The organism is Kitasatospora sp. NPDC034035, from assembly GCF_055575755.1.
The window spans coordinates 41,070-62,155 of the sequence record NZ_JBVISA010000008.1; the positions used below are offsets into that span (position 1 = coordinate 41,070).

The 21,086-nt window shown below is 70.3% G+C and carries 14 protein-coding genes and 1 tRNA gene; 6 read left to right on the forward strand and 9 right to left on the reverse strand.

Features of this window, described 5'->3' with window-relative positions; all coding sequences use genetic code 11:
* Window positions 1–396 precede the first annotated feature (396 nt).
* The 4 genes from gltB (at window position 397) to ACZ52J_RS13410 (ending at window position 9,185) form a co-directional block, all read left to right on the forward strand.
* Window positions 397–4,998 (forward strand): glutamate synthase large subunit, encoded by a 4,602-nt coding sequence (gene gltB / locus ACZ52J_RS13395; RefSeq protein ID WP_465618775.1) that lies wholly within the window; start codon window positions 397–399, stop codon window positions 4,996–4,998.
* The gene (locus tag ACZ52J_RS13400) at window positions 4,991–6,451 is read left to right on the forward strand and encodes a glutamate synthase subunit beta (protein ID WP_465618348.1); all 1,461 of its coding nucleotides are present in this window, start codon (window positions 4,991–4,993) and stop codon (window positions 6,449–6,451) included. The genes gltB and ACZ52J_RS13400 overlap by 8 nt, the downstream gene beginning before the upstream one ends.
* Window positions 6,452–6,800: 349 nt before the next feature.
* Window positions 6,801–7,667 (forward strand): helix-turn-helix domain-containing protein, encoded by an 867-nt coding sequence (locus ACZ52J_RS13405; protein ID WP_465618350.1) that lies wholly within the window; start codon window positions 6,801–6,803, stop codon window positions 7,665–7,667.
* A gap of 60 nt (window positions 7,668–7,727) precedes the next feature.
* Window positions 7,728–9,185 (forward strand): aldehyde dehydrogenase family protein, encoded by a 1,458-nt coding sequence (locus ACZ52J_RS13410; RefSeq protein ID WP_465618352.1) that lies wholly within the window; start codon window positions 7,728–7,730, stop codon window positions 9,183–9,185.
* 96 nt (window positions 9,186–9,281) lie between these two features.
* Here ACZ52J_RS13410 and ACZ52J_RS13415 read toward each other — a convergent pair whose 3' ends face one another.
* The 7 genes from ACZ52J_RS13415 to ACZ52J_RS13445 form a co-directional block, all read right to left on the reverse strand.
* Window positions 9,282–10,226 carry an AraC family transcriptional regulator gene (locus tag ACZ52J_RS13415; protein WP_360509895.1) on the reverse strand — a complete coding sequence of 315 codons (945 nt, stop codon included), beginning with the start codon at window positions 10,224–10,226 and terminating at the stop codon, window positions 9,282–9,284.
* Window positions 10,227–10,310: 84 nt separating this feature from the next.
* Entirely contained in the window at window positions 10,311–11,237 is a 927-nt protein-coding gene (locus ACZ52J_RS13420; protein WP_465618355.1) for an NADP-dependent oxidoreductase, read from the reverse strand.
* A 137-nt stretch (window positions 11,238–11,374) separates the two neighbouring features.
* Entirely contained in the window at window positions 11,375–11,944 is a 570-nt protein-coding gene (locus ACZ52J_RS13425) for a Uma2 family endonuclease (RefSeq protein WP_465618356.1), read from the reverse strand.
* 82 nt (window positions 11,945–12,026) lie between these two features.
* Window positions 12,027–13,859 carry a bifunctional metallophosphatase/5'-nucleotidase gene (locus tag ACZ52J_RS13430; protein WP_465618358.1) on the reverse strand — a complete coding sequence of 611 codons (1,833 nt, stop codon included), beginning with the start codon at window positions 13,857–13,859 and terminating at the stop codon, window positions 12,027–12,029.
* 341 nt (window positions 13,860–14,200) lie between these two features.
* Window positions 14,201–14,812, reverse strand: coding sequence for a hypothetical protein (locus tag ACZ52J_RS13435; protein WP_465618360.1), 612 nt, complete (start codon window positions 14,810–14,812; stop codon window positions 14,201–14,203).
* Window positions 14,799–16,451 (reverse strand): extracellular solute-binding protein, encoded by a 1,653-nt coding sequence (locus tag ACZ52J_RS13440; protein ID WP_465618362.1) that lies wholly within the window; start codon window positions 16,449–16,451, stop codon window positions 14,799–14,801. Before ACZ52J_RS13440 ends, ACZ52J_RS13435 begins: the two co-directional genes overlap by 14 nt.
* On the reverse strand, window positions 16,448–17,542 hold the full coding sequence (locus ACZ52J_RS13445) for a substrate-binding domain-containing protein (protein ID WP_465618364.1): 1,095 nt from the start codon (window positions 17,540–17,542) through the stop codon (window positions 16,448–16,450). The genes ACZ52J_RS13440 and ACZ52J_RS13445 overlap by 4 nt, the downstream gene beginning before the upstream one ends.
* 327 nt (window positions 17,543–17,869) lie before the next feature.
* Here ACZ52J_RS13445 and pyk point away from each other — a divergent pair, with 327 nt between their 5' ends.
* Window positions 17,870–19,300, forward strand: a complete 1,431-nt coding sequence (gene pyk / locus ACZ52J_RS13450) for a pyruvate kinase (RefSeq protein WP_465618366.1) — start codon at window positions 17,870–17,872, stop codon at window positions 19,298–19,300.
* A 41-nt stretch (window positions 19,301–19,341) separates the two neighbouring features.
* Here pyk and ACZ52J_RS13455 read toward each other — a convergent pair whose 3' ends face one another.
* Complete coding sequence (locus tag ACZ52J_RS13455) at window positions 19,342–19,977, reverse strand: hypothetical protein (protein WP_465618368.1); 636 nt, start codon at window positions 19,975–19,977, stop codon at window positions 19,342–19,344.
* 267 nt (window positions 19,978–20,244) lie between these two features.
* Window positions 20,245–20,319 (reverse strand) — tRNA-Leu (locus ACZ52J_RS13460).
* A 66-nt stretch (window positions 20,320–20,385) separates the two neighbouring features.
* Between ACZ52J_RS13460 and ACZ52J_RS13465 the strand changes: the two genes are divergently transcribed.
* Window positions 20,386–21,072 carry an ANTAR domain-containing response regulator gene (locus tag ACZ52J_RS13465; protein WP_465618370.1) on the forward strand — a complete coding sequence of 229 codons (687 nt, stop codon included), beginning with the start codon at window positions 20,386–20,388 and terminating at the stop codon, window positions 21,070–21,072.
* Window positions 21,073–21,086 lie beyond the last annotated feature (14 nt).

The following is a 21,086-nucleotide window of genomic DNA, read 5'->3' on the forward strand; positions in this document are numbered from 1 at the left end:
GGGCAGCGCGTGACGTTTCACACATGGGCGTCGCGTAGCGCCTGGCCTAGTCTCATCATCCGGGCCTCGGCGCCGCGGATTCGCATCCGTGGACGGGCTCCCGGGATGGATTCGCAGGCGGCCATGATCGGCCTCTGTGGCGATCCGGTTTCGCCCCTGTTTCGGGCCGCGGAGGGTTGGGCACAATCGTCGGGACGCGCACTGTGGCGCGTCCTTCTTCCCACACCCCCTGACCTGCGGCTCGTCCCGCCATGTGGACGGGATATTCCGCTTCTCGGGATCCTGGGCATCATGTAACTTGCACGACACCGCACCACCGCATCAGGGCCAACGTCGTCCCTACTTGCACCAACTTGCCGAAAGACGACGACGGGAGAGCCGATGCTGCCTGCATCCATGCACTCCGCCAACGAGCCCCAGGCCGGCGCCGCCCGCCAGCCGTACGCGCTCGTGCCGGATGCGCGACCTGCTGCTCAGGGCCTGTACGACCCGCGAAACGAGCACGATGCCTGTGGCGTCGGTTTCGTCGCCACGCTGACCGGCATCGCCGACCACACCATCGTCGAGCAGGCGCTGAACGTCCTGCGCAACCTGGAGCACCGCGGCGCCACCGGCGCCGAGCCGGACTCCGGTGACGGCGCGGGCATCCTGACCCAGGTCCCCGACGCCTTCCTGCGCGGCAAGGTCGACTTCGAGCTCCCGGCAGCCGGCTCCTACGCCGTCGGCATCGCCTTCCTGCCCGACAACGACGACGAGGACGCCGCCGCCGTCGCCCGGATCGAGGGCATCGCCGCCGAGGAGGGCCTCACCGTCCTCGGCTGGCGCGACGTCCCGGTCACCCCGGACCTGCTCGGCGCCACCGCCCGCAGCGTCATGCCGCGCTTCCGCCAGATCCTGCTGTCGCACGGCGAGAGGGCCGGCATCGAGCTGGACCGGATCGCCTTCGTGGTCCGCAAGCGGGCCGAGCGCGAGGCCGGGGTCTACTTCCCGTCGCTGTCCGCGCGCACCATCGTCTACAAGGGCATGCTGACCACCGGCCAGCTGGAACCCTTCTTCCCCGACCTGTCGGACCGCACCTACGCGTCCGCGCTCGGCCTGGTGCACTCGCGGTTCTCCACCAACACCTTCCCGAGCTGGCCGCTCGCCCACCCGTACCGCTTCGTCGCCCACAACGGCGAGATCAACACGGTCAAGGGCAACCGCAACTGGATGAGCGCCCGCGAGTCCCAGCTCGCCACCGACCTGATCCCCGGCGACCTGTCGCGGATCTTCCCCGTCTGCACCCCGGACCACTCCGACTCCGCCTCCTTCGACGAGGTCCTGGAGCTGCTCCACCTCGGCGGCCGCTCGCTGCCGCACTCGGTGCTGATGATGATCCCGGAGGCGTGGGAGAACCACGCCACTATGGACCCGGCCCGCCGCGCCTTCTACCAGTACCACTCCAACCTGATGGAGCCCTGGGACGGCCCGGCCTGCGTCACCTTCACCGACGGCACCCAGATCGGCGCCGTGCTCGACCGCAACGGCCTGCGCCCCGCCCGGTACTGGATCACCGAAGACGGCCTCGTCGTCCTCTCCTCCGAGGTCGGCGTCCTCGACATCGACCAGGAGAAGGTCACCAAGAAGGGCCGGCTGCAGCCCGGCCGGATGTTCCTGATCGACACCCTCGAAGGCCGCATCGTCGAGGACGAGGAGATCAAGTCCGCCCTCGCCGCCGAACACCCCTACGAGGAGTGGATCGGCGCCGGACAGATCCAGCTCGCCAAGCTGCCCGAGCGCGAGCACATCGCCCACACCCACGCCTCCGTCACCCGCCGCCAGCAGACCTTCGGCTACACCGAGGAGGAACTGCGCGTCATCCTCGCGCCGATGGCCCGCACCGGCGGCGAAGCGCTCGGCTCGATGGGCACCGACTCGCCGATCGCCGCGCTGAGCGAGAAGCCGCGCCTGCTGTTCGACTACTTCGTGCAGCTCTTCGCGCAGGTCACCAACCCGCCGCTGGACGCCATCCGCGAGGAACTCGTCACCTCGCTGCTCTCCAACCTCGGCCCGGAAGGCAACCTGCTGGCCGCCGAGGCCTCCGCCTGCCGCTCGGTCGGCATCACCTTCCCGGTGATCGACAACGACGAGCTGGCCAAGCTCGTCCACATCAACGCCGACGGCGACCAGCCCGGCCTCAAGGCCGTCACGCTCTCCGGCCTCTACAAGGTCGCCACCGGCGGCGAGGGCCTGGCCTCCCGCCTCGCCGAGATAGCCGCCGAAGCCGACGCCGCGATCGCCGACGGCGCCCGGATCATCGTGCTCTCCGACCGGCACTCCGACGCCGAGCACGCCCCGATCCCCTCGCTGCTGCTCACCTCCGCGATCCACCACCACCTCATCCGCACCAAGCAGCGCACCCAGGTGTCGCTGCTGGTCGAGGCCGGCGACGTCCGCGAGGTGCACCACGTCGCGCTGCTGATCGGCTACGGCGCGGGCGCGGTCAACCCGTACCTGGCCATGGAGTCCGTCGAGGACCTCGTCGCGCAAGGCACGTTCCTGAATCAGCGGGGCATCGAGGGCGTCGAGCCCGAGAAGGCCATCAAGAACCTGATCAAGGCGCTCGGCAAGGGCGTGCTCAAGGTCATGTCCAAGATGGGCATCTCCACCGTCGGCTCCTACCGCGGCGCCCAGGTCTTCGAGGCCATCGGCCTCTCCCAGGCCCTGGTCGACGGCTACTTCGCCGGCACCACCACCAAGCTCGGCGGCATCGGCCTGGACGAGATCGCCCGCGAGACCGCCGCCCGGCACGCCAAGGCGTACCCGGCCTCCGGCATCCCGGCCGCGCACCGCGCCCTGGAGATCGGCGGCGAGTACCAGTGGCGCCGCGAGGGCGAGCCGCACCTGTTCGACCCGGACACCGTCTTCCGGCTGCAGCACTCCACCCGCAACCGCCGGTACGACATCTTCAAGCAGTACACGGACCGGGTGAACGAGCAGTCCTCCCGCCTGATGACGCTGCGCGGCCTCTTCCAGCTGGACGGCCTCGACCGCGAGCCGATCCCGGTCGAGGAGGTCGAGCCGGTCTCCGAGATCGTCAAGCGCTTCTCCACCGGCGCCATGTCCTACGGCTCCATCTCGATGGAGGCGCACGAGACGCTGGCCATCGCGATGAACCGCCTCGGCGGCAAGTCCAACACCGGCGAGGGCGGCGAGGACCCGGAGCGCCTGTACGACCCGGAGCGCCGCTCCGCGATCAAGCAGGTCGCCTCCGGCCGCTTCGGCGTCACCTCCGAGTACCTGGTCAACGCGGACGACATCCAGATCAAGATGGCCCAGGGCGCCAAGCCCGGCGAGGGCGGCCAGCTGCCCGGCCACAAGGTGTACCCGTGGGTCGCCAAGACCCGGCACTCCACCCCGGGCGTCGGCCTCATCTCGCCGCCGCCGCACCACGACATCTACTCGATCGAGGACCTGGCGCAGCTGATCCACGACCTCAAGAACGCCAACCCGGCGGCCCGCATCCACGTGAAGCTGGTCTCCGAGGTCGGCGTCGGAACGGTCGCGGCCGGCGTGTCCAAGGCACACGCCGACGTGGTCCTGGTCTCCGGCCACGACGGCGGCACCGGCGCCTCGCCGCTCACCTCGCTGAAGCACGCCGGCGGCCCCTGGGAGCTCGGCCTCGCCGAGACCCAGCAGACCCTGCTCCTCAACGGGCTGCGCGACCGCATCGTCGTCCAGACCGACGGCCAGCTGAAGACCGGCCGCGACGTCGTCATCGCCGCGCTCCTCGGCGCCGAGGAATTCGGCTTCGCGACCGCCCCGCTCGTCGTCTCCGGCTGCATCATGATGCGCGTCTGCCACCTGGACACCTGCCCGGTCGGCGTCGCCACCCAGAACCCGGTGCTGCGCGACCGGTTCTCCGGCAAGCCCGAATTCGTCGTCAACTTCTTCGAGTTCATCGCCGAGGAGGTCCGGGAGATCCTGGCCTCGCTGGGCTTCCGCTCCATCGAGGAAGCCGTCGGCCACGCCGAGCACATCAACGCCCAGGCCGCGATCGACCACTGGAAGGCCGCCGGGCTCGACCTGGCCCCGCTCTTCCACGTGCCGGCCCTGCCCGAGGGCGCGGCCCGCCACTGCACCACCACCCAGGACCACGCGCTCGACAAGGCCCTGGACAACCAGCTCATCACGCTCGCCGAGGACGCCCTGGAGCGCGGCGACGCCGTCCGCATCCAGCTGCCCATCCGCAACGTCAACCGCACCGTCGGCACCATGCTCGGCCACGAGGTGACCAAGCGGTACCGCGGCGAAGGCCTGCCGGAAGGGACCATCGACGTCACCTTCACCGGCTCCGCCGGACAGTCCTTCGGCGCCTTCCTGCCCCGCGGCGTCACGCTGCGCCTGGAAGGCGACGCCAACGACTACGTCGGCAAGGGCCTCTCGGGCGGCGTCGTGATCGTCCGCCCGGCCCGCGACGCCGCCGCGATCGGCGCCGACGCGCAGAACCACGTCATCGCCGGCAACACCATCGGCTACGGCGCCACCGGCGGCCGGATCCACCTGCGCGGCAAGGCCGGCGAGCGCTTCGCCGTCCGCAACTCCGGCGCCACCCTGGTCGTCGAAGGCGTCGGCGACCACGGCCTGGAGTACATGACCGGCGGCCGGGTCGTCATCATCGGCGAGACCGGACGCAACCTCGCGGCGGGCATGTCCGGCGGCATCGCGTACGTCCTGGACCTGCGCCCCGCCAACGTCAACGACGGCATGGTGGGCATCGAAGCCCCCACCGCCGCCGACCGCGACTGGCTGCGCGAGACCGTGCAGCAGCACTACGAGGAGACCGGCTCCACCGTCGCCGCCGAACTCCTGGCCGACTGGGGCAGCGGAGTCTCCCGCTTCTCCAAGATCATGCCGACCGACTACAAGGCAGTGCTCGCCGCCAAGGACGCCGCCGAGCGCGATGGCCTCTCCGAGGCCGAGACCACTCGCAAGATGATGGAGGCGGCACATGGCTGACCCCAAGGGCTTCCTGACCACGCCCAAGCAGCTGGCCGAGCGCCGCCCCGTGGACGTCCGTCTGCGGGACTGGAACGAGGTCTACGTCGAGCGCAGCCTCCTGCCGATCATCACCAAGCAGGCCGGCCGCTGCATGGACTGCGGCATCCCGTTCTGCCACAACGGCTGCCCGCTCGGAAACCTCATCCCCGAGTGGAACGACCTCGCCTACCGGGACGACTTCGTCGGCGCGATCGAGCGGCTGCACGCCACCAACAACTTCCCGGAGTTCACGGGCCGCCTCTGCCCCGCGCCGTGCGAGTCCGCGTGCGTCCTCGGCATCAACCAGGACGCGGTGACCATCAAGAACGTCGAGGTCACCATCATCGACAAGGCCTGGGACCGCGGCGGCGTCACCCCGCAGGTGCCGGAGCGCCTGTCCGGCAAGACCGTCGCCGTCGTCGGCTCCGGCCCGGCCGGCCTCGCCGCCGCCCAGCAGCTCACCCGCGCCGGGCACACCGTCGTCGTGTACGAGCGCGCCGACCGCATCGGCGGACTGCTGCGCTACGGCATCCCCGAGTTCAAGATGGAGAAGCGCCACATCAACCGCCGCATCGAGCAGATGCGCGCGGAAGGCACCCGGTTCCGCACCGGCGTGCACGTCGGCGAGGACATCACCGGGCAGCAGCTGCGCGAGCGCTTCGACGCCGTCGTCGTCGCGGCCGGCGCCACCACCGCCCGCGACCTGCCGGTGCCCGGGCGCGAGCTCAAGGGCGTCTACCAGGCCATGGAGTACCTGCCGCTGGCCAACAAGGTGCAGGAAGGCGACTTCGTCGAATCGCCGGTCAGCGCCAAGGGCAAGCACGTCGTGGTCATCGGCGGCGGCGACACCGGCGCGGACTGCGTCGGCACCGCCCACCGGCAGGGCGCCGCCTCCGTCACCCAGCTCGAGATCATGCCGCGCCCCGGCGAGGACCGGCCCGGACACCAGCCGTGGCCGACCATGCCCATGACGTACAAGGTCACCTCCGCCCACGAGGAGGGCGGCGAGCGGATCTACTCCGTCAACACCACCCACTTCACCGGCGACGAGGACGGCAACGTCCAGGAACTGCACCTCGTCGAGGTCGAGTTCAAGGACGGCCGGTTCGAGCCCGTGCCGGGCACCGAACGGGCCATCCCCGCGCAGCTCGTCACCCTCGCCATGGGCTTCACCGGCACCGACGTCAAGAACGGGCTGGTCGAGCAGCTGGGAGCCGACCTCGACGCGCGAGGTAACATTGCCCGCGACGGCCGGTTCGCCACCAATGTCGATGGCGTGTACGTCTGCGGAGACGCCGGCCGAGGCCAGTCGCTGATCGTCTGGGCCATCGCGGAAGGCCGTTCGGCCGCTGCCGCGGTGGACACGTACCTGGGCGGCAAGACCCCGCTTCCCGCCCCGATCCGGCCCACGGACCGCCCCCTGGTGGTCTGACGATCCGACCGGCCCCCGAACCCCCGGCGCCGCATCGCCGGGAGCTCAACCCGCTGCCCCCGCCAGAGTCGCCGGGCCAACGCGGTCTCCTGGCGCCTGCCCTCTTCCCCGACCAGTTGGAGGGCGGGCGCCGTCGCGTTTTCCGGGAGGTTTTCCGGGGGGTGCCGGGCAGGGGAACCGGTGGGTGCCGCCGTTTTTTCGTCCGCACACCGAGGGTTGGCTCACAGCGGAACCACAGGCTTCTCCCAGGGACCGGAAAGCCTCCCGGGACGGGCTGTTGTTCGTCGGTGCCAGGTGGCAGACTGCCGCCGACGGCCGGGGGGCTGCGCGAGTGCGGAGGGTGACTTCGATGGGCACGACTCAGGCAGGCGGGGGCGCGACGGTACGACGCCTCATGCTCGGCACCCAGCTGCGCAAGCTCCGTGAGGCCAGAGGCGTCAGCCGGGAGGAAGCCGGGTACTCGATCCGCGCCTCCGAATCCAAGATCAGCCGGATGGAACTCGGCCGCGTCGGCTTCAAGGAACGCGACGTCGCCGACCTGCTGACCCTCTACGGCGTCGACGCCGAACAGGAACGCGCCACCGTCCTCGGACTGGTCCGCGACGCCAACGCCAACTCCTGGTGGCACGAATACGGCGACGTACTGCCCGGCTGGTTCCAGAACTACCTCGGGCTCGAGGAATCCGCCGCCGAGATCCGCAGCTACGAGGTCCAGTTCGTCCACGGGCTGCTGCAGACCGCCGACTACGCCCGCGCCGTCGTCACCGCCGGCTGCCACGACCACGGGGCCGAGGAGATCGAACGCCGGGTCGACGTACGCCTCAAGCGCCAGGCCGTACTCACCGACGAACGCGCACCGCAGCTCGTCGCCGTACTGGACGAAGCCGCACTGCGCCGCCCCTGGGGCGGACCCGAACTGATGCGGGCCCAGCTCGACCGGCTGCTGGAACTCGGCGAACTGCCCAACGTACGGCTGCAGGTACTGCCCTTCGGCAACGCCGGACTGGCGGCCGAGAGCGGCGCCTTCACCGTGCTCGGCTTCGCCGAACCGGAACTCTCCGACGTCGTCTACCTCGAGCAGTTCACCACCGCGCTCTACCTCGACAAACCCGCCGAGGTCACCGAGTACCGGCACGCCATGGACGACCTGGTCGCCGACAGCCTCGACCCGGCGCGGACCCGGGACTTGTTGCACGCGGTACGCCAGGAGCTGTAACACATCAGTACGATGATGCCCCATCAGGGCGGTGCATGATCGGTGCATGAGAGGGATCAGATGTCGTACTTCTCCGAGTTGGCGCTGCAGTACATCGACGGCGAATGGTGCAGCGGCAGCGGCTCCTGGGACATCGTCGACGTCGACCCCTACACCGGCGACAAGCTCGCCACCATCACCGTCGCCACCACCGCCGAAGTCGACCGCGCCTACCGCGCCGCCGAACGCGTCCAGAAGGGGTGGGCCGCCGACAACCCCTACCAGCGCCGACTGGTCTTCGAACGCGCGCTGCGCCTGATCGAGGAACGCGAACCCGAGATCGTCGCGGCGATCATGACCGAGCTCGGCGGCACCGCACTCAAGGCCGGCTTCGAGCTCTCCCTGGTCAAGGACCTGCTGCGGGAGTGCCTGCACCTGTCGGTGGCCGCCGAGGGCCGACTGCTGCCCTCGCCCGCCCAGGGCAAGGAGAACCGGCTCTACCGGCTGCCCGTCGGCGTCGTCGGCGTGATCAGCCCGTTCAACTTCCCGCTGTTCCTGGCGCTCAAGGCGGTCGCCCCGGCGCTCGCCCTCGGCAACGGCGTGGTGCTCAAGCCGCACCAGGAGACCCCCGTCGTCGGCGGCGGCCTGATCGCGAAGATCTTCGAGGACGCGGGCCTGCCGCCCGGCCTGCTGAACGTCGTGATCACCGACATCGCCGAGATCGGCGACAGCTTCATCGAACACCCGGTGCCCAAGGTGATCTCCTTCACCGGCTCCGACAAGGTCGGCCGGCACGTCGGCACCGTCGCCGCCGCCCACTTCAAGCGCTCGGTCCTGGAACTCGGCGGCAACAGCGCGCTGATCGTGCTCGACGACGCCGACCTCGACTACGCCGTCGACGCCGCGGTGTTCAGCCGCTTCGTCCACCAGGGTCAGGTCTGCATGTCCGCCAACCGCATCCTGGTGGACCGCGCCGTCGAGGCCGAGTTCACCGAGAAGTTCGTCGCCAAGGTCGCCTCGCTCACCGTCGGCGACCCGAAGGACCCGGCCACCCACATCGGCCCGCTGATCAACCCCGTCCAGGCCGACGCCCTCTCCGCCCAGATCGACCAGGCGGTCGCCGCCGGCGCCACCGCGCTGCTGCGCGGCACCACCACCGGCAGCCTGATGGCACCGACCGTGCTCACCGGCCTCGCCGAGGACGCGCCGATCCTGCAGCGCGAGCTGTTCGGCCCGGTCGCCCTGGTGGTGCCCTTCGACGGCGAGGACGAGGCCGTACGCATGGCCAACAACACGCCGTTCGGACTCAGCGGCGCGGTGCACACCGCCGACCTCGAGCGCGGCGTGCGGCTCGCCCAGCGGATCGAGACCGGCATGATCCACGTCAACGGCGCGACCATCGCGGACGAGCCGGGAGTGCCCTTCGGCGGGGAGAAGAACTCCGGTGTCGGGCGGCTCAACGGGGAGTCCACGGTGGACGCCTTCACGACGCTGAAGTGGATCTCGGTGCAGCACGGGCGGGCGGCGTTCCCGTTCTAGCCCTTGTGGCTTCGCGCGAGGCCTCGTGCGTGGGTTCTTGTGAGGCCTCGCGCGTGGGCTCTTGTGAGGCCCCGCGCGTGGCTTCTCGCGCGGTTTTTATGCGGCGCGGGCCTCTCGGCGGTAACCGCCGGGGGCCTGGCCGAACTCCCGCTTGAACGCCTTCGCGAAGGCGTACTCCGAGCCGTAGCCGGTCTGCGTCGCGACCGAGGTCAGCGGCGCCTCCGACTCGCGCAGCAGCCGGGCCGCCGTGGTCATCCGCCAACGCGTCAGGTACGCCATCGGCGGCTCGCCCACCATGGTGGTGAAACGGCGGGCGAAGGCCGCCCGGGACAGGCCCGCCCGGTCCGCCAGGGACTCCACCGTCCACGGGGTGGCCGGCGCCTCGTGGATCGCCGCCAGGGCCGGGGCGACGGCGGCGTCCCGCAGCGCCGCCGCCCAGCCGTCGGCCGTCGCGGCGGGCTGGTCCTCGAACCAGGCCCGCAGGATGTACAGCAGCAGCGAGTCGATCAGCGCCGGGACGATCCCGGCCGAGCCGATCCGCGGGTTCTCCAGCTCGGTGCCCAACAGCTGTACCGCGGCGGCCAGTTCGGGGTGGCGGCCGTGCCGGGTCGGCAGGTGGATCAGGGTCGGCAGTTGACGGACCATCGGGTGCGGGCGGCCCTGGTCCAGGTGGTAGCTGCCGCACAGCAGGCTGGTGCGGGCGCCGTCGCCGCCCAGACTGAGGGTGCCGATCGGCGAGGCGTCGTTCACCCGGCAGGCGTGGGTGTCCACCGGCGGCGTGTCCGGATGGTCGGCCAGGACGTGGCCGCCGCCGTCCCGCAGGAAGACGATGTCGCCGGGGCTGAGCGGCACCGGCGCGTGCCGCTCCGCCCCCTCCCCGGTGCCCAGCGGGAGCAGCCAGCAGGTGCCGTACAGCACCACGTGGAAGCCGGCGCCGAGCACCGGGGGCAGGCGCAGGGCCCACGGGGCGCGGCCCTCGGTGCGGACGGAGGACGGGTACGCCGTCCGCATCGAGCCCAGTGCCTCGGTCAGGATGTCCAACGCCCGTCCCCCTTCGGTGCTTTCGGTGCCTTTGGTGGTCCGCCCTCGATCGTGGCCCGCAACCGTCGCCGTCCGTTCGGGCCTTCAGTCGACGGTGAGGACGACCTTGCCCTGGACGGTACCGGAGCCCACCAGCTCGTGCGCCCGGCCGGCCTCGGCCAGCGGGAAGGCCTGCGCGACGTGCGGACGGATCCGCCCCTCGTCCACCAGGGCGGCGATCGCCTCCAGCGCGGCGTAGTCGGGCTCGACGGAGATGCCCGCGAAGCGGCGTCCGGCGGCCTCGACCGCGGCGGCGAGCTCCCGGTCGCGGTGCTCCATGATGCTCACCAGGAAGCCGCCCGGCTTCAGCACCTCCAGCGCGCGGGTGTTCTCGGAGGAGGAGTCGAAGACGACGTCGACGTCCTTGACCGCCTGGGTGTAGTCGGTGGTGCGGTAGTCGATCACCTCGTCGGCGCCGATCTCCTTGAGGAAGGCGTGCTTGGGCTCGCTCGCCAGCGCGATCACGTACGCGCCGCGGGCCTTGGCGATCTGCACCGCGAAGTGGCCGACGCCGCCCGCCGCCCGGTGGATCAGCACCCGCTGCCCCTCGCCGACGTTCGCCGCGTCCACCAGGCCCTGCCAGGCGGTCAGCGCGGCCAGCGGCAGGGCGGCGGCCTGCACGTGGTCGACCGAGGCGGGCTTGCGGGCCAGCTGGCGGGACGGCGCGGCCACGTACTCGGCGTAGGCGTTCGCGGCACGCGGGAAGAACGGCATCCCGTACACCTCCTCGCCCACCCGGTACCGGGCGCCGGGCGCGGCCTCCTCGACCACCCCGGAGACGTCCCAGCCCACCGTGAACGCCGGCTCGCCCAGCAGCGGGAACAGGCCCGCCCGCACCGCCACGTCCACCGGGTTCACCCCGGCGGCCTTCACCCGCACCAGCACCTCGCCGCTCAGCAGCTCCGGACGCGCCACCTCGGCGACCTCCAGGACCTCCGGCCCGCCGACCTCACGCTGCACCACCGCACGCATTGCACTCACTCCCCACCCGGTCAACACCGGCCCCCCGTGGGGCCGTTCTCGATGCCTCAACGATAGGGAGGGCGGGCGAGCCGATGAATATCCTCCAGTCTCTGTCAGATGTCCGATCGTCTTGATCGGAGAGCAAGTCAGGCCGGGTAGCGGACGAGGCCGTCGGTGGCGAGCTCGAAGCCGAAGGGGGCCGGGATCGGCACCCGGTCGCCGAACTTCCCGTTCCACTGCTGGTGGTAGCCGGTGGCGGAGGGCTCGGAGTAGAGCGTGATGGCGCTGGTGCGCGGGTCGATCAGCAGGTACAGCGGGATGTCCATCAGCGGGTAGTCGCGGACCTTGCCGACCAGGTCGTTCTCGGGGTTCGACGGGGAGACGATCTCCACCGCGATGGCCGCCTGCTCGGCGGGCACCTCGTTGCCGCCTTGCTTGACGAGGGAGCGCGGGATGTAGGTCAGGTCGGGGTTTCGCAGCGTGCCGACGTTCGGGGAGGCGAGGTCTGTGTTCTCGCTCGGCATCAAGTCGGACGGACGGTGTGCGTCGATCTGCTCGCGGACGAACAGAACGTTGTGCTGGTGGATGACTGAGGGGCCGGCCATCATGATGATCTCGTCTCCGGAGATCTCGATCTTCCACCCGGCGGGCGGGGTCAGGCTCTGCGCGTACGCCAGGAGCCGCGCGTGGCGCTCGGGGATCTGGAACTCGCTCATGACGCCATTCTTCCACCGCCCGGATGTGGCGAGGCGCCGCCGGGCGGACGGGCCCGGCGGCGCCTCGTGGGGGGAGGGCCGGTCAGAAGACCGGCTGGCCGGCGCGGACCAGGCGCCAGGAGTTGGTGAAGAAGTCGGCGGGGTCGATGACGCCCTTGGCCTTCACCCAGGCGATCATGGTGTTGCGGATCTCGTCGGAGTTCGACCAGACCAGCTTGGCGCCGGCGACGTGCGGGAAGTTGCCGCCGCCGTTGGCGCGGTAGTTGTTGACGGCCAGGACGAACTGGGCGGCGGGGTCGATCGGCTTGCCCTGGAAGGACAGGTTGACGATCCGCTGGCCCTTCGGCTGGGCGATGTCGATGTCGTAGCTCAGGCCGTAGACCGAGTCGTAGTTGTAGTCCGGGGTGGTCTCGGCGCCGGTCAGGGCGTCCTTGTCGACCGGGGCGCCCGGGGCGAGCTGGTTGTAGTACTTCGCCGAGAACTCCAGGTAGTCCTTGAGCTGGGCGCCCGTCAGGATGCGGGCCTCCATGGTGTTCTCGTAGATGTAGAGGCCCGCGGCGTCGCGCAGCTTGACCTGGCCGGACGGGATCAGGGCGGTGCGGTTGAACGGGGCGGCCTGGGCGAGCACCGGCAGGTTGGCGTACTGCCCGCCCGCCAACGCGGCCTTGACGGCGTCGGCCTGGACCTTGCCGATCAGGTCGATGATCGGGGTCGCCTTGAAGCGGGCGTCGGCGATCGACAGCTCGATCTTGCTGGTGCCGATGTTCTGGTTGACGTACGCGACGACCTTCTTGTGCTGCTCGGAGAGCGCGTTGGTGATCTCCGGGTTCTCCGGCACGGTGTTGGAGTTCAGCACCCGCGAGGAGACCGAGGTGACCTTCCAGGCACCGTTGGCGAACTCGACCTCGAAGTCGAAGCAGCTCAGGCGCTGGCCCCAGCAGAGCGGCTCGGAGAGCACGACCGTCTTGCCGGTCTTCTTGTTGACGATCAGGCGCTGCGGGACCTCCTTGTGGGTGTGGCCCACCAGCACCGCGTCGATGTCCGCGACGGTCTCCGCCATCTCGCCCGAGGCGTCCTCGGGCCAGGGCAGCTGGTCGCCGTAGGTGGTCGGCTCGTCGATGCCGGAGTGCGCCGAGACCACGATGACGTCCGCGCCCGCCGCCTTCATCCGCGGCACGTACTTGGCGGCGGTCTCCACGATGCCCGGGAAGATCATCTGGCCGCTGACGTTGGCCTTGTCCCAGATCGCGATGCCCGGGTTGGTGAGGCCGAGGATGCCGACCTTCAGCGGCTTGCCCTCACCGAGGTGCAGCTCCTTGATCACGTACGGCGGGAAGGCCGGCTTCTCGTTCTTCGCGTGCAGCGCGTTGGCGCCCAGCAGCGGGAACTCCAGCTGGTCCTCGAAGGCCTTCACGGTCGGGATGCCGTAGTTGAACTCGTGGTTGCCGAGCGCGGCGGCGTCGTACTCCATGAGGTTCATGGCGACGGCCATCGGGTGGTCCGGGACGGTGTCGCCGTCGGTGGCGATCGGCTCGACCCGGGCGTAGTAGTAGGTCAGCTGGGTGCCCTGGATGATGTCACCGGAGTCGATCAGCAGGCAGCGGTCCCAGCCCTTCTCCTCGCGCACCTGGTTGGCCAGGGTGGAGATCTTGGCGAGGCCGACCGCGTTGTGCGCCTTGTCGAGGTACTCGGCGTCGGTGAAGTAGTCCCAGTTGAGCACCCGGCCGTGCAGGTCGGTGGTGCCCATGACGGTGAAGGCCTGCTTGCGGGGCTTGCGCGGGCCCTTGGCGGCCGCCGTGTCCGGCTCGGCGGCCGCGGCGGAGGGGGCGGCGGCCACGGCGGCACCGCTCGCCAGGGCGGCGCCGGCGGCGGTGGCGGCGGACCGGGTGACGAAGTCACGGCGGTTCAGGGGCATGGACGACTCTCCCGGGTGGGAACGACGGCAGATGGGCCGTCAACTGGTGTACGTGAGTGGGTGCGCGTCGACGCGTCGACATCGCGTCAATGCATCGACGCGCGTAGAGGGACGCGCGTAGAAGTGTGCCGTGCGGGCCGGGTCGCTGAATAGCCCCCGGACCTGTCCAAGAGGTGAGATCTTGGCGACTCGTTCGTGACGAAGATGGGCGGGGGCGGGGGTGGTAAAGGGAGCAGGCGGGTCCTGACCTGCGCTCCTGACCTGCGGCTCCGGCTCGGGGCTCTGGTTTGGAGCCCTGGCTCGGGGCCCTGGCTCGGGGCCGGCTCGCGGCCGGCCCCGGGTCAGGACAGTTCGGCGGTCAGCAGGACCACCTCGCGGCCCAGTTCGGCCGCCGGGTCCGGGGCGTCCGGGCCCGCCCACGGCTGCCAGGTCCGCGCCCGCAGGTAGCCGGCCACCGCGAGCGGCAGCCGGTGCCGGACGATCCGCTCCGCCACCGGGCCGGGACCGGCCTCGCGCAGCGCCGTCAGCAGACCGTCCACCCCGGCGGTGGGCGGCAGCGGCACGGCGCCCAGGTAGGCGGCCAGCGCCTCCAGCTCGGGGTCGGGCAGGGGCACCGGCTGAGGCACCGAGACCGACACCGACACCGGGACCGGCCGGGACACCGACCCCGTTCCTGACCCTGACTCCGACTCCGACTCTGACTCCGACTCCGACCCTGACTCCGGGCCCGGGTTGGGGTCCGTCGTCGGCCGGCCGGGCGGGTCGGGCTTGCGGCCGGGCGCCACCAGCGCGCCCACCCCGTACAGGGCGGCCGCCACCCCGGGCCACAGGCTCCCGCCGAGCTCGAACTGGTGCAGCCCCACCCCGACCGCGGCGCCCGCGAGGCCGGCCAGGTTCTTGGCCGAGTTCAGGTACCGCAGCGCCAGCCGGACGGGCCCGTCACTGGTAGCCACGGATCTCCTCGAACGCCCCGTCCAGCGAGCCCGAGCCGTCGAACAGCTTGCCGCCGCTGATGTCCGCGATCCCCTGCAGCTGGGTCACCGCGGCCTCGCCGAACTTGATCGGGAACACCGGGATCGACTTCTCCCAGGCCGGCAGCCCGTCGTGGAATCGCTTGAAGTCGGCGTCCGACGCGCCGACGTTGCTCTCCCCGTCGGTCATCAGCACGATCGAGGTGAACCGGTCGTCGTTCGCCGCCGCCTGCTGGCGCTCGATCACCCGGTACGCCTCCTCCAGCGAGCCGTACACCGCCGTGCCGCCCGAGGCCGCCAGCGACTGCACGTCCGAGTTGATCGCCGCCAGCTCCTCCTGCGGACCGGGCTGGCTGCCCGTGGACGGCACCACGTGCGTCTTGGACCACTTCACCGAGGAGGCGAAGGACACCAGGGTGACCTCCTCGCGGTTCCGGAAGCGCCGCACCCCGCGGGTGTCGTCCGCCCCGGTCAGCCGGCCCATCGCGTTCTTCAGCGCCGTGATCCGCGAGCCCTCCATCGAGCCCGAGGTGTCCAGCACGTACACCGTCCGGGACGGGCGGCGCAGGTCGTTCTGGTACGAGGCCAGCAGGCCGTCCGCCACCGCCCGGGTGCCCGGGAAGGGCAGCTCCCGGCGGCGGTCCGTCGGCAGCCCGGCGGCCGGGGCCACGCCCGCCGTCGCGGGGCGGCGCAGCGTCGTCTCGGAGATGCGTTTCTGTACCTCGTCCTTGAGCAGGTACGAGGTCAGCCGCTGGAAGGCGTCACGCTGGTCCGGCGCGGCCGAGGACAGCAGCGACAGCGGGTAGTCCGCCGACACCACGCCGTCCACCGGGCGCACCACCGTCAGCTGCTGCTGCGGCGGCAGCGTCTTGTTCAGCGACAGCAGTACCGACTCGTAGTTCACCAGCGCGCCCACCAGGCCCGACTCGGCCCGGGTGTACGCCTGGGCCAGCCAGCCCGAGGACCCGGAGGTCAGCTTCTGGCCGGTGAAGAACTGCTTCAGCTGCGGCGTCGCCTTCTGCACGTCCGCCTCGGCCAGCGCCCCGTCCGCCTTGGAGAACGCCGAGGCGACCGCCACCAGGGTGGAGAAGCCGGAGTTGGAGCGCGAGGGGTCGGCCATCCCGTACGTCAGCTTGCCGGCCGCGGCCGCGTCGCCGACCTGCGCCCAGGTGACCTTCGAGCCGTCGCCCCAGCCCAGATCGCCGAGCACCGAGGAGCGCACCCCGATCGCGACCGGCGAGACCATCACGGGAGTCTCGGACAGCACCTTGGACTTCCCGGTCGGGTCCAGGCGCAGGTACTGGTTGGAGGGGAACCACACCGCGTCGTACTTGCCGTCGGCCCGGCCCGAGGACACCGCGTCCGCGCCGTCCAGGGTGCCCGTCCAGGAGAACTGCACGGTCACCCCGGTGGCCTTCCGGGCCTCCTCCAACACCGGTGCCAGGTCCTGCAGTTCACTGCCGGCCAGGATGCGCAGCACCCCCGGCCGGGCGGTCTCGGCGGGCGGGTCCGAGGGCCCCGGGCCGGGCTTGTCGCCGGAGGAGGTGCAGGCGGTCACCGCCGCCAGGACGGCCACCAGTGCGGCGGTGAGCCGGCTGCGGCGCTTCGTACGGAGGTTCACTTCGGGGTCCCACCCTTCGCCGCGGCGGTCAGCTTGAGGAGGTTGTCCAGTGAGGGCAGCGTGGCCTGCTTGAACCCGGAGTTCCTCAGATCGTGCGCGAAGGACGGCTTCTTGTCCTTCATCAGGTTCCAGAAGGCCTCCTGGTCGGCCTGCGGGCGCAGGCCGTACCGGGCTTCCAGGTTGCGCAGCACCGCGTCGTTCTCCAGCGCGTCGGCCAGCTTGCGGCCGCCGTCCGTCCGGGCCACCAGCGTGTGGTCCGACTGGATCGTCGTGTCCGGGTACATCACCACCATGTCCCCGGTGTCCTTGCCCCGCAGCGGCAGGGCGGCGGCCTGCGACTCGTAGGCGAAGACCAGCGTGCCCACGCCCGCGAAGAAGTCCCGGAACGGTTCGTCGCTGCTGATCTTCTGCATGCCCTGGACGCCGTTCGAGGCGGCCAGGACGTCCCGGACGGCGTTCACCCCCGCGTCGTCCTGCACCACCTGGTTGCCGTTCGCGATGTAGGAGAGCAGCGCCAGGTACATCGCGCCCGAGGACGAGGTCTCCGGATCCGTGGTGGACACGAACAGCGGGCCGGTCAACTCCGGGTGCTCGCCCGCGCCCTGGAGGTCCTTCCACTTCTGGCCGCTCTTCAGCGCCGCCACGTACTTGTCCATCCGGAACGTCCAGACGCCCTTGGCGTCCACGTCCGCCAACTGGCTGTCCTTCAGGACCCGCGCCGCCGACTCGTGCGTCACGATCACCAGCGGAGAGTAGAAGGGCACCAGCGGCGAGTCCTTCAGTTCCCAGTTGCGCTGGATCTCCCGGGCCGGCGCGGCGCTCGCCGGGAAGGCGAAGTCCAGTCCCGTGGTGCTCTTCGCCTGCTCGCTCATCGTCCAGGAGCCGGTCGAATCCGCCCGGACCTCCAGGCCCTGCTTCTTCAACTCGGCCTTGACGGCCGGATCTTCGAAGAAGTCACGTTTCTCCGACCCGATCAGGCCGGTGACCGTGACCACCGCGGGTCCCCCCTTGCCGCCGTCGGGGATCAGCGCATAGGCCACCCAGCCCAGCAGGGCCAGGGTCGCCACCACCCCCAGAGCGCCGCGTTTCATGCCGAACCCCCCTCGGACGCGACTTCGGCCGCGTCGTCTACGTCGTCCGGGTGGTCACCCGAACCTCCGGGCCGTCACCCCGGGGTGACGAGCGTCCCGCCGGGCGGGGAGCAGTAACGGAAGTGACGGTGAACCAGAGGTGAACACCCCTTCACGGAATCGCATCGACCGACCCGTTCGCGGGCGCGACCGGAGGCGCCGGGGCGGCAGGCCTCGCACACCGGTCCGAGGACGTGTCAGATTGTTCAACTCGCCTTACCGCAAAGGTCATCCCGCAGTCCGGACCCGCCTCGTTGTTACGCGCCGGTAATGCCTAGTCTCAGCACTATGCGCCGAGCAAAAATCGTCTGCACTCTCGGGCCCGCCACCGACTCGTACGACCAGATCAAAACCCTGGTCGACGCCGGGATGGACATCGCCCGACTCAACCTCAGCCACGGCACGCACGCCGAGCACGAGGAACGCTACCGCCGCGTCCGCAAAGCCGTCGACGAAACCGGCCGAAGCGTCGGCGTCCTCGCCGACCTTCAAGGCCCGAAGATCCGGCTCGACACCTTCGCCCACGGTCCGGTACTTCTCGAACGCGGCGACGAGTTCACCATCTCCACCGACAAGGGCGTCGTCGGAGACAAGGACATCTGCGGCACCACCTACGCCGGACTCGCCGGCGACGTCAGCCGCGGCGAACGCATCCTGGTCGACGACGGCCGCGTCACCCTGGAGGTCGTCGCCGTCGACGGGCCCCGGGTGCGCTGCCTCGTCATCGAAGGCGGCCTCGTCTCCGACCACAAAGGCCTCAACCTCCCCGGCGTCGCCGTCTCCGTCCCCGCACTCAGCGACAAGGACGTCGCCGACCTGCGCTGGGCCCTGCGCACCGGCGCCGACCTCATCGCGCTCTCCTTCGTCCGCAGCGGGCGAGACGTCGAGGACGTCCACCGGATCATGGCGGAGGAAGGACGGTACGTCCCCGTCATCGCCAAGATCGAGAAACCGCAGGCCGTCGAGAACCTCGAATCCGTCGTCGACGCCTTCGACGGCATCATGGTGGCCCGCGGAGACCTGGGCGTGGAGATGCCCCTCGAACAGGTCCCGCTCGTCCAGAAGCGCGCCATCAAGCTCGCCCGGCGCAACGCCAAGCCGGTCATCGTCGCCACCCAGATGCTCGACTCGATGATCAACGCCTCCCGGCCCACCCGCGCCGAGGCCTCCGACGTCGCCAACGCCGTCCTCGACGGCACGGACGCGGTGATGCTCTCCGGGGAAACCTCGGTGGGCAAGTACCCGGTCGAGACCGTCAAGACCATGGGCCGGATCATCGAAGCCGCCGAGAACGACATCCTTGCCGCCGGCCTGCCCCCGCTGACCACCGGCAGCAAGCCGCGTACCCAAGGCGGCGCCGTCGCCCGCGCCGCCGCCGAGATCGGCGACTTCCTGCACGCCAAGTACCTGATCGCCTTCACCCAATCCGGCGACACCGCCCGCCGACTGACCCGCTACCGCTCGCCCATCCCGGTACTCGCCTTCACCTACGAACCGGCCGTCCGCAGCCAACTCGCCCTCACCTGGGGCGTGGAGACCTTCCTCGGCCCGTTCGCCCCGACGACCGACCAGATGGTCGAACAGGTCGACGCGGCCCTGCTCTCCCTCGGCCGCTGCCAGAAGGGCGACATCGTCGTCATCACGGCAGGGTCGCCCCCCGGCCTCGCCGGCTCCACCAACCTCGTCCGCGTCCACCACGTGGGCACGTTGGACGCCTGAGGTTCCCTGGCGGCGCGGCCTCGTTCGGGGTCGCGCCGCCGTCAGTACTTGGGGCCGATGTGGGCGTCCATGAGGGCGACGGAGTCCTTGCGGGCGACGGAGATGTTGGTGGCGCCGGCAGGACGCGGGGCGGCCCGCCACTGGACGCCGACGGCGTCGAGGGTTGCGGTGAAGAGGCCGATGATGTCGGTCGAGGTGTTGGTGAAGAAGTAGCGCGGGTACTCGTAGCGCTTCGTGACGCCCCCGACCGTGCGGGTCGCCCAGTTGGTGATGCGGCAGCCGTCGGAGTGGATCAGGCCCCGCAGGAACTCCCATGGGTAGGCATCGACGATCTCCTGCTGCCAGGGCGCCAGGACTATGGTGCGCTCGTGCTTCTTGCCGGGGCCGTGCTGGGGGAAGAGGCAGGGCCAGTGCTTGCTGGTACTGACGACACTCGTGCAGCCGGGCGCGCGGACGCGCATCACCTTGTTGTGTGGCATGACGGCGGAAACGGCCCGCTCACACTCGTCGATGAGTCCGGGCCAGGAATCGCAGCAGGCGATGCGCAGGGCGTACACCTTGCGACGGCCCTCGCTGATGCAGCCGTCGCCGAGGTAGAGACCGAGCAGGTAGGTGTAGTCGGCGGGCGGACGCGAAGGATCGAGCCGGCCGCTGTGGGCCGGACATTCGGCGGTCATGCGTGGACTGGGTACGGCACCGGACGCCCACTCGCGGATCGCGAACCGGGATATCCCGGTCGCGCGGCTGACCTGGCTGAAGGTCAGCCCGGATGCGTGGAGCTCCAATGCCCGCTGGCGTGTAGCCATGTCGTACATACGAGCGAGATTGCATTGCGAGATGGTCGTATGCATGCAAACAAGGGGATCTCCGCTCGATCGAGTGAAGATCCCCTGAGTACGAAAACCGTTGGACCGGATGCCGGCCCCTTCGATTCGAAGGAAAAGTGCCCCGAGTGGGATTCGAACCCACACTGTATGGTGTTTGAGACCATTGCCTCATGCCAATTGGGCTATCGGGGCCTACGATTTGAAGGCGCTTGCCTTGCCGTCGTGTCTCAAACATACCGTGTCTAGGTACCCTCGTGCATGCAGTACCCCGCCGGAACTAGGAGCCCCGTGAGCACCGCCGACGAGCAGGCACAGCCGCTTGAGACCGATACGCCCCAGATCACCCGGATTGTGATCGCCGAGGACGAGGCGCTGATCCGTCTCGACCTCAAGGAGATGCTCGAGGAGGAGGGGTACACCGTCGTCGGCGAAGCGGGGGACGGGGCGACGGCGGTGAAGCTCGTGGAGGAGCTGAAGCCGGATCTGGCGATCTTCGATGTGAAGATGCCGGTGCTGGACGGGTTGTCGGCGGCGGAGCAGATCCACGACAAGCACCTGGCGCCGGTGCTGATGCTGACGGCGTTCTCGCAGCGGGAGTTGGTGGACCGGGCGCGGGACGCGGGGGCGATGGCGTACATCGTCAAGCCGTTCTCGAAGTCGGACCTGGTGCCGGCGATCGAGATGGCGGTGTCGCGGTACACCGAGATGCGGGCGCTGGAGAAGGAGATCGGGGATCTCACCCAGCGGCTGGAGACCCGGAAGCTGGTGGACCGGGCGAAGGGTGTGCTGCAGACGAAGTTCGGGCTGAACGAGCCTGCTGCCTTCCGGTGGATCCAGAAGACGTCGATGGACCGGCGGATGACGATGGCGGCGGTGGCCGAGGCGGTCATCGAGGAGGGTGACGCCCAGGACCGCAAGAAGGCGGATGAGGGCAAGTCCGAGTAGGGCGAGCGACGGAG

Bases quoted from the DNA above. Each gene is read 5' to 3' on its own strand.
- gltB (WP_465618775.1), top strand. From the start codon at position 397: ATGCACTCCGCCAACGAGCCCCAGGCCGGCGCCGCCCGCCAGCCGTAC.
- ACZ52J_RS13400 (WP_465618348.1), top strand. From the start codon at position 4,991: ATGGCTGACCCCAAGGGCTTCCTGACCACGCCCAAGCAGCTGGCCGAG.
- ACZ52J_RS13405 (WP_465618350.1), top strand. From the start codon at position 6,801: ATGGGCACGACTCAGGCAGGCGGGGGCGCGACGGTACGACGCCTCATG.
- ACZ52J_RS13410 (WP_465618352.1), top strand. From the start codon at position 7,728: ATGTCGTACTTCTCCGAGTTGGCGCTGCAGTACATCGACGGCGAATGG.
- ACZ52J_RS13420 (WP_465618355.1), bottom strand. From the start codon at position 11,237: ATGCGTGCGGTGGTGCAGCGTGAGGTCGGCGGGCCGGAGGTCCTGGAG.
- ACZ52J_RS13425 (WP_465618356.1), bottom strand. From the start codon at position 11,944: ATGAGCGAGTTCCAGATCCCCGAGCGCCACGCGCGGCTCCTGGCGTAC.
- ACZ52J_RS13430 (WP_465618358.1), bottom strand. From the start codon at position 13,859: ATGCCCCTGAACCGCCGTGACTTCGTCACCCGGTCCGCCGCCACCGCC.
- ACZ52J_RS13445 (WP_465618364.1), bottom strand. From the start codon at position 17,542: ATGAAACGCGGCGCTCTGGGGGTGGTGGCGACCCTGGCCCTGCTGGGC.
- pyk (WP_465618366.1), top strand. From the start codon at position 17,870: ATGCGCCGAGCAAAAATCGTCTGCACTCTCGGGCCCGCCACCGACTCG.
- ACZ52J_RS13455 (WP_465618368.1), bottom strand. From the start codon at position 19,977: ATGACCGCCGAATGTCCGGCCCACAGCGGCCGGCTCGATCCTTCGCGT.
- ACZ52J_RS13465 (WP_465618370.1), top strand. From the start codon at position 20,386: ATGCAGTACCCCGCCGGAACTAGGAGCCCCGTGAGCACCGCCGACGAG.